At 66.8% G+C, this 11,195-nt stretch carries 15 protein-coding genes; 13 read left to right on the top strand and 2 right to left on the bottom strand.

Annotated features, from left to right (window positions below):
* Positions 1-65: 65 nt before the first annotated feature.
* Positions 66-443, top strand: a complete 378-nt coding sequence (locus ACF1DX_RS08650; RefSeq protein ID WP_391790428.1) for a type II toxin-antitoxin system RelE/ParE family toxin — start codon at positions 66-68, stop codon at positions 441-443.
* On the top strand, positions 443-751 hold the full coding sequence (locus ACF1DX_RS08655; protein WP_391790429.1) for a helix-turn-helix domain-containing protein: 309 nt from the start codon (positions 443-445) through the stop codon (positions 749-751). Before ACF1DX_RS08650 ends, ACF1DX_RS08655 begins: the two co-directional genes overlap by 1 nt.
* A gap of 37 nt (positions 752-788) precedes the next feature.
* On the opposite strand, the gene ACF1DX_RS08660 is transcribed toward ACF1DX_RS08655, so the two are convergent.
* A complete protein-coding gene (locus ACF1DX_RS08660) occupies positions 789-1,304 on the bottom strand; it encodes a hypothetical protein (protein WP_391790430.1) in 516 nt (171 codons plus the stop codon).
* 161 nt (positions 1,305-1,465) lie between these two features.
* On the opposite strand from ACF1DX_RS08660, the gene ACF1DX_RS08665 reads away from it, so the two are divergent.
* The 5 genes from ACF1DX_RS08665 (at position 1,466) to ACF1DX_RS08685 (ending at position 4,476) form a co-directional block, all read left to right on the top strand.
* Positions 1,466-2,137, top strand: coding sequence for a hypothetical protein (locus ACF1DX_RS08665; RefSeq protein ID WP_391790431.1), 672 nt, complete (start codon positions 1,466-1,468; stop codon positions 2,135-2,137).
* The gene (locus ACF1DX_RS08670) at positions 2,134-3,213 is read left to right on the top strand and encodes a hypothetical protein (RefSeq protein WP_391790432.1); all 1,080 of its coding nucleotides are present in this window, start codon (positions 2,134-2,136) and stop codon (positions 3,211-3,213) included. The genes ACF1DX_RS08665 and ACF1DX_RS08670 overlap by 4 nt, the downstream gene beginning before the upstream one ends.
* A 223-nt stretch (positions 3,214-3,436) precedes the next feature.
* On the top strand, positions 3,437-3,598 hold the full coding sequence (locus ACF1DX_RS08675) for a hypothetical protein (RefSeq protein ID WP_391790433.1): 162 nt from the start codon (positions 3,437-3,439) through the stop codon (positions 3,596-3,598).
* A gap of 63 nt (positions 3,599-3,661) precedes the next feature.
* Complete coding sequence (locus ACF1DX_RS08680; protein WP_391790434.1) at positions 3,662-3,850, top strand: hypothetical protein; 189 nt, start codon at positions 3,662-3,664, stop codon at positions 3,848-3,850.
* Positions 3,851-3,897: 47 nt separating this feature from the next.
* Positions 3,898-4,476: a hypothetical protein gene (locus ACF1DX_RS08685; RefSeq protein ID WP_391790435.1), complete on the top strand. Its 579-nt coding sequence runs from the start codon at positions 3,898-3,900 to the stop codon at positions 4,474-4,476.
* A 332-nt stretch (positions 4,477-4,808) separates the two neighbouring features.
* Here ACF1DX_RS08685 and ACF1DX_RS08690 read toward each other — a convergent pair whose 3' ends face one another.
* Positions 4,809-5,357, bottom strand: a complete 549-nt coding sequence (locus ACF1DX_RS08690; RefSeq protein WP_391790436.1) for a Uma2 family endonuclease — start codon at positions 5,355-5,357, stop codon at positions 4,809-4,811.
* Positions 5,358-5,735: 378 nt separating this feature from the next.
* Here ACF1DX_RS08690 and ACF1DX_RS08695 point away from each other — a divergent pair, with 378 nt between their 5' ends.
* From ACF1DX_RS08695 to ACF1DX_RS08720, 6 genes are all read left to right on the top strand, one after another.
* Positions 5,736-6,407 (top strand): hypothetical protein, encoded by a 672-nt coding sequence (locus ACF1DX_RS08695; RefSeq protein WP_391790437.1) that lies wholly within the window; start codon positions 5,736-5,738, stop codon positions 6,405-6,407.
* A 320-nt stretch (positions 6,408-6,727) separates the two neighbouring features.
* On the top strand, positions 6,728-7,378 hold the full coding sequence (locus ACF1DX_RS08700) for a hypothetical protein (protein ID WP_391790438.1): 651 nt from the start codon (positions 6,728-6,730) through the stop codon (positions 7,376-7,378).
* Between the two features lie 50 nt (positions 7,379-7,428).
* A complete protein-coding gene (locus tag ACF1DX_RS08705; protein WP_391790439.1) occupies positions 7,429-8,400 on the top strand; it encodes a hypothetical protein in 972 nt (323 codons plus the stop codon).
* A 155-nt stretch (positions 8,401-8,555) separates the two neighbouring features.
* Complete coding sequence (locus tag ACF1DX_RS08710) at positions 8,556-8,681, top strand: hypothetical protein (RefSeq protein WP_391790440.1); 126 nt, start codon at positions 8,556-8,558, stop codon at positions 8,679-8,681.
* Between the two features lie 82 nt (positions 8,682-8,763).
* Complete coding sequence (locus ACF1DX_RS08715; protein WP_391790441.1) at positions 8,764-9,549, top strand: hypothetical protein; 786 nt, start codon at positions 8,764-8,766, stop codon at positions 9,547-9,549.
* A gap of 430 nt (positions 9,550-9,979) precedes the next feature.
* Entirely contained in the window at positions 9,980-10,906 is a 927-nt protein-coding gene (locus tag ACF1DX_RS08720; RefSeq protein WP_391790483.1) for a hypothetical protein, read from the top strand.
* The last annotated feature ends 289 nt before the right edge of the window (positions 10,907-11,195 follow it).

Here is an 11,195-nt window from a genome sequence, read left to right on the forward strand (position 1 = left end):
CGACGGTCACCCGATTGCGTGGACGCCGTACGTGTCCACGAACCCACGCCACGAACGGAACGGTCATGTCGGAACCACCGGCCCCGGGCCTCTGCATCATCGAAGTGGAGCCGGAGGTGCGCGCCTGGCTGGAAACCCTCTCGCATGCGGACTACCGAGCCGTCGAACGCTTCGCGGACCGGCTCGCCACCGACGGCCCCGCGTTGCCCTTCCCTCTCGCCGGCCACCTCGGCGACGGCCTACGAGAGCTACGCATCGGGCCGGTGCGCGTCACCTACTGGTTTGCTCGGGAACGCCGCGCGATCCTCCTCACGGTCTTCCGCAAGACCAGGATGCGGGAGCGGGACGAAACCGTGCGTGCGCAGCGAGCAAGGAAGGAATGCGAGGCGGAACACGCACCGGCCGGTGAGCACGACGTTTACAGCAGGGACGAGGAGGCCTGATGAGCAGCGGATACCACACCAGCTGGAAGGTCCCGCCGGAACACCGTGAGGGCCCCGCGTACCGTGCCGCAGGCCGCCGCATGGACTTCGCCCAAGCGGTCTACGACCGGCGCTCGGCCCTCGGCTGGACAACAGCGGAGCTGGCCCGACGTGCGGCGCTCCCCGAAGAGGACATCGAAGCCATCGAGGAAAGCGCCGTCGACCCCACTCTTGAGCTGATCGAGCGCCTGGCCACAGCGCTCGAGGCCGGAGCCCGCATCGACCCGCGCACCAGCCCCGAATTCCGCTTCGAGGACCACGCGGCCTGACCGCGGAGAGCCGCGGAGGCCGTCCTCGCACCCGGGCTCACCTCCCGATCGGCCCCCAGTCCCGTCGCGGTCGTGGCGGCTCGACGGGCCGGGCGGGCACGACCGGGTCGCGGCGCGATTGCCCGGAGAACCACTCCCCCACCTGCAGGACCATCATCGTGAGGGAAGGACCACCGAGCACCAGGCCGAACCCCAGCCCGAACCACCCACTGCCGTCCCCGCGACTCAGCATCCCCGCTCCGGAGACAGCGAGGGCGACACCGCCGACCACCGGGGGAAACAGCCAGGGCCAGGCGTCCGGCTCGGCCACCGCTTCCTCACGCCGCCCCTGGCAGAAGGCCGACCACCAGAACCGGGCGCTCCACCACACGAGCAGATACGCGGAGACGGCTCCGGCACCGAACCCCAGCCGGGCCGGCCACCCGACCCGGCTCGCGACCGCCGCGGCGGTGAGTCCGACGGCCAGGAAGACCCAGAAGAGGAAGAGCATGACGCCGACGGCCAACCGGTGCCCACGGCTGCCCTGGAGAGCGCGGTGCGAGATGAAGACCACGACCGCAGCGTAGACGGAGCGGCTCTCCGCCGTACGCCCCGTCCAGGCACCCGGCGACTGTCATTTCGGTCCGCTCATTGGACAGTTCGCGTTGGTGAAACCGAGAACCCCACCGATATCGTCACCGCACTGGAAACGTCTCGTCCCACGGGGAGCCCACTGTGAAGCGTCGTACTTTGCCCGTTGCCGCCGCGTTCGCCGCCGCCGCGACCTTGATGCTGACGGCCTGCGGAGGCGGGGACGACAAGTCCGGTGACAGCGACAAGATCACCGGCGCCGACCAAAAGACGGAGAAGCCGACCAAGTCGGCGGAGCCCTCGGGAGCACCGGCGGAGGACAAGCCGGACGGCGTGGACGTGTCCCTGCCCGCGGACATGAACCTGGTCTTCGACTGGGAGAAGCCGAAGGACAAGAACGAGGCGGCCGCCATGGACGACGCCGCAAACTTCTTCCGGGCCATCTACCGGGGCGTCGACAAACGTACGTCCAAGGACGCGTCCGTCGCAGCGTATGCCACCGGTGACGGGCTGAAGTACGCAGAAACGCAGATCAACGCCTGGATCGACGGCGGCTGGACCGCCACCGGCACACTGCGCCACTACGACGCCACCACTCGGTCCGCCGCGAACGGCAAGTCGGTGGAGGTGGCATTCTGCGCGGACGCCGGAAAGTTCTACGGCAAGGAGATCAAGACCGACAAGGTCCTCAAGACCGAGCCCAGCATCGAGGACTTCGACCACTACAAGATCATTATGGTCAAGTACCCCACCGGCACCGGCCTGTGGCAGGCGTCCAAGGTGTTCGTCGAGACGAAGGCGGCGAAGTGCCAGTGAGGGGATCACTTCGCACATTCATCGGCACCGCGATGCTGTCGCTGGTCCTCAGCACCATTGTTCTCCCAGAAGCCGCGTACGCGGCAAAACCGGTGGGCTCCGACAAGGGAGCCACCACCGAGCAGTCGGGCGGCAGCAACGACACCGGCATCTACGCCGCCGCCCGCATTCAGTACTCCGGCTCCGTCGCCAAGAACGGCGGCACCGGGAACGTGACGTCCTCCGACGTCAACTGGACGCCACCGCCCTGCTGGTACGCCCCGTACCTCGGCGCCAAGGACTTCAAGAAGAAGATGTCCAAGGACATCGAGAGCCAGATGAGCGCACCCGGCATGGGTGGCCACGCGGGCGCGGCGCTCAGCGAGTTGCAGCGCCACTACGAGGACGACTACGGCTGGACCGACACCCCCGGCTACAAGGACTACAACGTCGAGAAGGACGGCGAGGGGATGTTCTGGGCCGCCGTCGAGAACCCGGACGAACCCGACCTCCTCAAGCGGAGTTCCTGCACCGACCTGCCCTTCTGGGTCGACAACGGCGAGGCCCCGCCGCCCCAGTACGAGGAGGCCATCACCCCGGAGATACTCGCCGCCCTCGCCTACCAGCACATGCAGTTGCCCGACACCGAGGTCAGCCTCAAGCCCGAGGGAACCACCAAGGTGAACCTGCCGACCTGGGCCTGGCTCGACAAGGCCGTCTTCGACGAGGTCCAGGCCACGGCGTCCATCGCCGCCCCCGGCTTCGCCCTCCAGGCCACGACGACCGCCAAGCCGGTCTCCCTCAAACTGGAGCCGGGCACCGACGACGCCGAGACCTACCCCGCCTCGGGCGAGTGCACCATCAACGCCGACGGCTCCATCGGCGAGCCCTACGCCAAGGGCAAGGCCGACCGGACTCCACCCTGCGGAATCACCTACCTCCGCTCCTCCGGCGACGGAACCTACAACCTCCAGGCCACCATCACCTGGGAGATCGCCTGGACCGGCACCGGCGGCGCGGGCGGCGACCTGCCCGACGGCACGTTCGGCAACGACCAGGCGGTCACCGTCCAAGAAATTCAGGCCGTCAACCGTTGAACCGAGACTCCGGTCCGTCTGCCCACGCCACGATCACCTCCTCCCGCCACGTCGCTCACGTGCCTCACGTGTTGTCGCGGGCGATGGGTAGCCTCGGCCGGAGTCAAGGTCGGTTCGGATTGAGGGGGCCGCCAACCTGTCCGCGTTCTTCACGTCGTCGACCACGGCGCTGCTCGGCGGCAAGTCGCTCATCTCGTACTTCAAGGCATCCAAGGTGCTGAACGTGCCGGGCACCTTCACCGCCCGCATGATCAACGGCCACTGGGACAAACTGTCCCGGATTCCCAAAGCCGGGAGCTGGCTGACCCGGGTGCCGACCAGCGCGCTCGCCGGCTCCGACGAGGCGGCGATGCTCGCCGGATACATGCGCAAGGGGCCCTTCTGACTGCCCACCTCCACCGAGGCCAACCTGCCCCGCGTCGCCCAGCGCGGCGGTCTCGCCAACGCGGTGAAGGCCGCCGGATGGATCCGCGGCGCCGGCATCGTCGGCTCCGCCGGCGCCACCGCCTGGGGAGTCGCCAACCTGGCGGCCATGGACCACGGCAAGGCGTGGAAGGAGGACAAGGCCGAGAAGGCAGGCGAGGCCATATCCGACGGCGCGAAGAAACTCGGCAGCGCCCTCAACCCGTTCGACTGACGCCGGTGACGGCACATCCGCGCCGAGCGGCGCGAGGGGAAGGAACCATGCAGCGGCACACCTACGTACTCGAACACTGGGAGGACCGGTCGGGCGACCGGCTGTCCTGGAGGTTCGGGTACCGGGGAACGGCAGGTGAGTTCGGGCGGATCGAGGTGGTCTACCCGGCGAGGCGGCACGGCGACCGTCATGTCACCGAGGTCAGCGGGGACACCGTCCCCGCCATCTCCTTCGACGGCTGGGCCTACGGACGCAAGCCGTCCCTCCACATGGCACAGCTCAGCGTCGGCGGATCCGGAATCCGTATCCAGCGCAACCGCTGGGCGCAGACCAGAGCCGGACGGGCCCTGCGTCTGCGGGTCGCCGGACGGGAGTACCGCTATCTCGCGACCGGCCGTCGGCACCGGGACCGCGCCCTGGTCCGCGACGGGGTGGAGATCCGGACCGGCCGGCAGGGCAGCGGTGCGCGGAAGAAGGCCACCTTCACCGTCCTCGGTCCGGCCGACGCCACCGATCTCGCGCTGGCCGCCGTGCTGGTCGGCGTCAACACCCGAAACCTCACCCGGGGCGGGGCCGTTCGCGCCTTCCTCAACAGGTCGCTGAACTGGCTGGAGATCTTCCAGTGACCTTCTGACGACTTCGAGCCATCACCGTTCGGCCCCTCCGCCAAGGAGGTCTGGCAACTGGTCACCGACCTACTCCCGGCCGCCGAGGAATTCGCGGCGACACCGCAAGCGGGCTGATCGAGCCTGGCCTGCAAGTCCAACGGCCGATGGGTGCTCGGGCATCGTCCCTCGCACACGGTCCGGCACGAGGGCCTGCCGCCGGACGCCCGCACTGGCCCCGGATGTGCTCACTGCCACGTGGCCCCGCCCTCTCAGCCACATCTTTCGTGTCCGAGGGCTCACCCTGACGACATCGTCGTAACTACCCGCGTCGGCCCGGGACCAGCCCGACGTCACGCTCCACCCGCATCGCGCGTCGGGAAGGTCCCCGTGTCGATCACGACCCGCTCCCCGGTGGCCAGTGTGAAGCCGACCGGCTCGCCGTACGGGATCTCGGCGACCCGCCCGTATCCCGAGGCGTGCGGCTCCGACATCAAGGTGACCATCTTCTTGAAGGGATCAGCGATCATGTAGAAGTCGATCCCGAAGCGACCATACTTCCGGACGTTCCGGACGTAGTCCTTCTCGTCCTCCGGTTCCGACGGGACCTCGACCACCGCCAGCACGTCAAGACACGAGTAGCTGTTCTTCCGGCGTTCGGCATCGAAGTCGACGATCGTCAGATCCGGCGCGGCGTCGTTCTCCCCGGGGAACGTGATGAGCACGTCACCGAAGACACGCTCCCGCGCGATGCCGGAGGCTTTGACCGCGTCCTTGACATCGGAAACGGTCCAGTCCCGCTCCGGGCTCTGTGGCGTCATGATCACCCTGCCGTCGAACACCTCGACCTTGTACCCCTCGGGTACGGCACCCCGCCCGATCAGCTCGCTCACCACCGACACGGCAGCTCACCTCCTACCGGCATCATGGCTGGCCAAGGCAAGGCGGGCGCGGTTTCGGGCCGGCCGGCCCGGCTGTTCCTGCTCCTGGTCGGCGACTGAGGGGAACCGCTCCTCTGTTCGCTGGCGTATCCCCGTGCGCGTGCCCGCGCCATAACGGGCGGAATCATGCACACGGGTAGCTGCGGCTCCGGAGGCAGCGCATCGAGGCGTCCGGTCCTGTCGATCACCTGGACACGATCAGAACACAGCTCATCACGAAAATGTCGCCGAACAACCGGAACACCCTGGCTCCCGGGATAGTTCGCTCTGGCGAAACCAGCAACCTCATGGCTAGCGTCTGCGCTCTTGACTGAACCTTTGTCTCACGGGGAGCTCACTGTGAAGCGCCGTACTTTGCCCGTTGCCGCCGCGTTCGCCGCCGCCGCGACCTTGATGCTGACGGCCTGCGGAGGCGGGGACAACCAGTCCGGCGACAGCGACAAGATCGCCGGCGCCGACCAAAAGACGGAGAAGCCGACCAAGTCGGCGGCGCCCTTGAGAGCACCGGCGGAGGACAAGCCGGACGGCGTGGACGTGTCCCTGCCCAAGGACATGAACCTGGTCTTTGACTGGGAGGAGCCCAAGGACAAGAACGAGGCGGCGGCGATGGAGGATGCGGCGAACTACGTCCGCGCCATTTACCACGGCGTCGACAAGCGCACGTCCAAGGTCGCGGCTGTGACCGCCTACTCCACGGGCGGAGGGCTGAGCTACGCGCAGACGCAGATCGGCGACAGGGTCGACGGCGGTTGGACCGCCACCGGCACTCGGCGTCATTACCAGGCCACCACCCGATCCGCCACGAACGGCACCTCAGTGGAGGTCGCGTTCTGCGTGGACTCCAGCAAGTTCTATGGCAAGGAGATCAAGACCGGGAAGGTCCTCAAGACCGAGCCCAGCATCGAGGACTACGACCACTTCAGAATCATCATGTTGAAGGTTCCCACGGGTGAGGACCTGTGGCAGGCGTCCAAGGTGTATGTCGAGATGAAGGCGACGAAGTGCCGGTGAAGGGGCAACTTCGCACCGAGAGCCGGAAGCGAAATGAGTACAGGCGCCGCCCCGCTGGTCAAGCCCTCCATCACCGGGATGAGCCGCACAGGCCGGCACCGCAGCACTGTGCCAAGCGGCCTGCGACAACAGCGGAGACCTCTGAGGATCCCCTTCGACACTCTGACGCTCCAGAAGCAACCCGCACACAGGTCCTCTCCGGTCTGCGTACTTACATTCACAAGTACATGCACTCTGAGACCGGGGCGGCCTGGTGTGTCTCCTGGTGCCCTCGATAGCGTCTATGCGTTGACTGAACCTTGTCTCACGGGGAGCCCTTCTTGAAGCGCCGCGCCTTGCCCCTTGCAACCGTGCTCGCCGCTGCCGCAGCCCTCCTGTTGACGGCCTGTGGCAGCGGGAGCGACAAGCCCAAGGACGACGACCAGATCGCCGGTGCTGACACCGGCGACACGAAGACGTCCGCCTCGCCCAGCGCCTCCGATTCCGTCGATCGCCCCGACCTGTCGCTTCCCAGTGATGTCAAGGAAGCCTTCGAGGGCTGGAAAACGGGGGACGAGGTCAAGGACGCCGTCCTCGCGGATGCCGGCCGGTCCATGACGGCCGTCAACAGGGCCATCACGGACGGCGAACCCGACTCCGCAGCTCTGGAGTTCTACTACGAAGGGGAGGCACTCGTCGGTGCCGCGAAGTGGGTGCAGACCTTCGTGGACCACGACGCCACCATCACCGGCACCACGCGCTACTACTCCCCGACTGTCAGCCTGTCCGGCAAGAAAACGGCAGCAGTCACCCTCTGCGCGGACGAGAGCAAGGCATTCAACAAGTTCCGCAAGACGGGCAAGGTCGATCGCAGCGCGCCCTCGGACGATTCATACGTGTACTACCTGAGCCGCTTGAAGCTCAACGACATGGGTGTCTGGGTGACCACGGAGGCTCACTCGCAGCGTGGGAGCACAAAGTGCACACCGTGAGGGCGGGCAGGACGGTGGTTCTGGTTCTGGCGCTGTCCGTCGGCACCCTCGTGGCAACCGGCACGGCGCACGCGGGCACCGGCTTCGGAGGTTCCCGCGGTGGTGAGACCGACGCGAGCGGCGGCGCCAAAGACCGGACGATCACTTCGCAAGTCACCTTCAACACGTCCAGAAACGGCTCGGGCGAGTCGACGGGCACGCCGGCCCCTGTGGGTACCTACGATCCGCCCGGTTGCTGGTACGAACCGCTCTGGACTCCTGAGGAGTACGAGAAGGAGTTCAAGAAGCGCTGGAACGTGGGGCACTTCAGTGGTGCCGGTGAGGCTTACGCCGGTGAAACCGCCCGCTATGTCGACGGAAAGCCCTACAAGGACTTCAACAAGGACAAGTCGGGGGAGGGCATGTTCTGGGGCGCCGTGTACGACTGGGACCGCCTTGAGGGTGACGACTATCTGGCTTGCGGCGAGGCCGACTTCTGGGTCGACAACGGTGACGAACCGCCCGTGGAGAACGCCATCGACGCGGAGACCCTGGCCCAGCTCGCCTACAACGAGATCAAGGTTCCCGACACCGAGGTCACACTCCGGCCGGAGGACGTCACCAAAGTGAACCTTCCGACGTGGGCCTGGCTGGACAAGACCGACTTCCACGAGGTGTCCGTCACCGCGACCCTGGACGTCGGCGGCTGGAACCTCTCCTCGACCACCACGGCTAAACCCGTCTCTTTGAAACTGGAACCGGGCACCAAGGACGCCACGCTGTTCCCCGCCTCCGGTGAGTGCGCCATCAACGACGACGGTTCCATCGGCGCGCCGTACGCCAAGGGCAAGGCCGACGAGGACCCGCCGTGCGGAATCACGTATCTACGTGCGTCCGGCGGGGAGCCCTATGAGTTGCAGGCCACTGTGACCTGGGAGATCACCTGGGAGAGCACCACCGGGGAGAGCGGCACCCTCCCCGACGGCACATTCGGCAACGACCAGGACGTGACTGTTCAAGAAATCCAAGCCATCAACCGTTGACGATCCGCTGATCGCACCGATCTCGTGCCACCCCGCGGCTACCGCAGCTCACGCCCACCTCGAAGAATGGGCAATCACGTGGTGCGGGTTCCTCGTAGGCCCCACCGGTCCCGCTGAGCGGCACCTGCGGGAATGAGGGCCATATGCACCGGATCGTGGTAACAATCTTCACCCAGCCGTCGGCGCACGGCCGGATCCAGGTCAACCGCGACGGACCACTCATCGCCGAGTACGACGAGCTGGTCCCCAGGCGCATGGTGGAGATCACCGAGGACGCCTGACGGGCGGCGAAGTTCGAATACCGGACCCGCGTCGTCCTGGAACGTGTCCTAGACGGCGTGAAGGACATGAAGGAGGAAACCGGTGCACAGGCCGGTGAGTAGGTACCGCATCGCAGGCTCCGCGCTGACCCTGCTCGCGCTGGCCGGTTGCGGATCGTCCTCCAGCGGGGGCGACGGGACACCGACGACGGCTACCGCGACCACGCAGGCGGCAGCCGAGGACAAGGGCCCGGTGTGTGTCGGCGAGGCGCCACAGGACGGACTGCACGTCCTGCGCGGTGGCGGTTTCCGGCTGCCGGGCGGTGAAGGCGTGCAATATGCCGAGGCAGAGGCCGACGGCACGACACGCAAGGCGACCCTGCGTGAGGGTGACCGGTACGAGTCCGGCCAGCACCAGTGGACGGTCGGGCCCGGTGGGCAGGTGACCGTCTCCGGCCATGCCTACACCGTCCGGCAGATCTGCTCCTACCGCGTCGTACTCGAACCGAAGGCCACCGCGGACAAGGCTGCGCTCGCCGCAGTACCCAAGTCCCTGGAGGCAGTCGGCGGTTCCGCGGACGCTCCCTTGTGCTTCACGACCAACCCTGACGTTCTTGCTGCCGCCGCGGCCGGTTTCCCGGCCAAGGGCGAAAAGCTGTCCCTCGTCGGCAACGGTGGAGTCCAGCGCTTCCCCACGGGCCTGTCCCTCACCGTTTCGTACCTCGACACCGACGCGGGAACAGCCGGGATCGCAGCGAACTGCGCGGCGATCCCGGTCGCCGCGTATGAGAACATGCGCGTCGGCGATCCGGTGGAGTTCGCGGGGATCGTGTTCAAGGTGTCGGCGCTCACGGAGACGGCGGTGACGCTCACCCGCTCCAGCTCATAGCCCCGACTGGGATCGAACCGCCCACCACAGCCATGGAGACTCACTGGTGTTCAACAAGAACACGAACGAGCTGGCTGTTTCCGCCATTCCCTGTTCCGACGCCACGGCATACGTCACTACGGGGTGCGTGATGCTCAGGGGGAGCTCGTGGAAACGGTTCGTCGCCTCGCTCCCCTCAGACACGCGCTGAAGCCGACGTGGCGCATCGACCAGCCGGGGCTGTCCGGAGATCGTCAGCAGTGCCAAGTGGGCCGAAGGCGGACACAAGGAATTCGTACAGCGCGGCGTCAGTGAACTTTTGTCGGGCGTTTTCCAGGAATTCGCTGACATGAATGCAGAGGTCGGTGGCCCTGATAAGCCTGCTTCCGAGCAGCAGGGAGCCTCACCCCCCGGCCAGGCGTCAGAGCTGACCGCCGTATTGTTTCGGCGCATGTGGTCAGGAGAGCAGCCGCTGGGGGGCGGGCAGAGCCCGCAGCAGCCCCCGGCCGGACAGCAAGCGAACCCGTACCAGCAGCTCCAGCCGTGGAACGTGCCGACGCAGCCGGCCGGCATGCCACCGCCTCCACCGACAGGCGGCGGCCGAAACCGTACCAAGCTCATCGCCGTCATGGCAGCAGCAGCCGTCGTGGTCGCTGCGGTGGTGACCGGTTACGCCCTGCTCGGCGGCAGCAAGGACAACGAAGCGGGCCCGGGGCCCACCAAGTCCGTTTCGTCCCAGGATAGTTCTGGTGACCCTCAGCGCACGGACACCGAAACCGCCACGGTCGAGGGCTGGAAGACCGTGGTGAACCCGAGCGCGGGAATCGCGTTCGACGTCCCGCCGCAGTGGGCACCCGAGTCCACCGACTGGGTCACGTACGCCTCCGAGAACAACGACCCGGAGGACAAGCCGCTGATCGCGATGCGCGCCCCCGCCTTCCTCCAGGAAGAGTGGTGCAGCTCGGACGAGGACAGGGACGGCGATCTGGAGCACGCACCGCTGGCCGCGACGGGCTCCAGGCGCAACAGCGATGCCCGGAGTACCGAGGAAACAGCCGCCGCCGACCCGAAAACCTGGGTGTACGGGCGGTACACCCAACCCGACAAGACAAAGGTGAAGTCGGCCGCTGTTGAGCCGTTCACCACGAATTCCGGCATCGAAGGCGCTCTGGGCACCGCCTGGTCCGAAGGCGTGGAGAAAACGAAGAAGTGCGCAACGAACGGCAAAGCACTAACATTCGCCTTCAAGAACACCGAAGGCGACCTGGTCTCCTGGTCGTTCTTCGGGGCCAAGGGCGTGACCGACGAGGTACCGGACGCGACCGTGCGAAAAATCGCCGCCACCGTACGGCTCCACGAGGGTCCGTCAGGCTCGTGAACCCGTCTTCGGACCGTCCTGCCGAGGTCGGGCACAACACGTGATAGCGCCCATGGACGCCATCCCGCTCGCGCGGTCAGGGCATGGGATTCGACTCGACCACCGCTTCCCCACACCGCCTTCACAGAAGGCGGTGTGAAAGAGCGTTTTGTCCCGTCGGGGGTGTTTGGTAGGTCGCGCGGTGTCAGCGAGTTAGAGCTCATCTCATTTGGTGAGTCTGCGGTAGCAGATGAGGGTGCAGGCGATGCTGGTGAAGGCGAGGAAGTGGTCGGCCTTGCGCTCGTAGCGG

It is taken from the genome of Streptomyces sp. NPDC014676 (genome assembly GCF_043084105.1).
Taxonomy (GTDB): domain Bacteria; phylum Actinomycetota; class Actinomycetes; order Streptomycetales; family Streptomycetaceae; genus Streptomyces.